Genomic DNA, 299 nt, shown 5'->3' with positions numbered 1-299 from the left:
ACCTCAGCCCTCGACGTCACCGTGCAGCGCCAGATCCTCGACCACATCGATGATCTCACCGCACAGCTCGGCACCGCGATGTTGCTGATCACCCACGACCTCGGTCTGGCCGCCGAGCGGGCCGAACATCTGGCGGTGATGTATCGCGGCCGGGTGGTGGAATCGGGGCCTGCACTGGAGATCCTGCGCGATCCGCAGCACGAATACACCCGGCGTCTGGTCGATTCGGCGCCGTCGCTGGTGGCCGGCCGGCGTTCGGTGAGCGCGATGCGCGCCCAGGTGCGGCGGCGGCCAGCAGG

At 69.2% G+C, this 299-nt stretch carries 1 protein-coding gene; it reads left to right on the top strand.

Annotation, left to right across the window (positions count from 1 at the left end):
• Positions 1–299: ABC transporter ATP-binding protein (locus GV790_RS29735; protein ID WP_445668763.1), on the top strand; the 299-nt coding region annotated here is incomplete at both ends.

The sequence above is a fragment of the Nocardia cyriacigeorgica genome (assembly GCF_010858045.1).
GTDB classification, from domain to species: Bacteria; Actinomycetota; Actinomycetes; order Mycobacteriales; family Mycobacteriaceae; genus Nocardia; species Nocardia cyriacigeorgica_E.
Note: the sequence above shows the minus strand (reverse complement) of the source record. Positions and strands in the feature narration are given on the sequence as shown.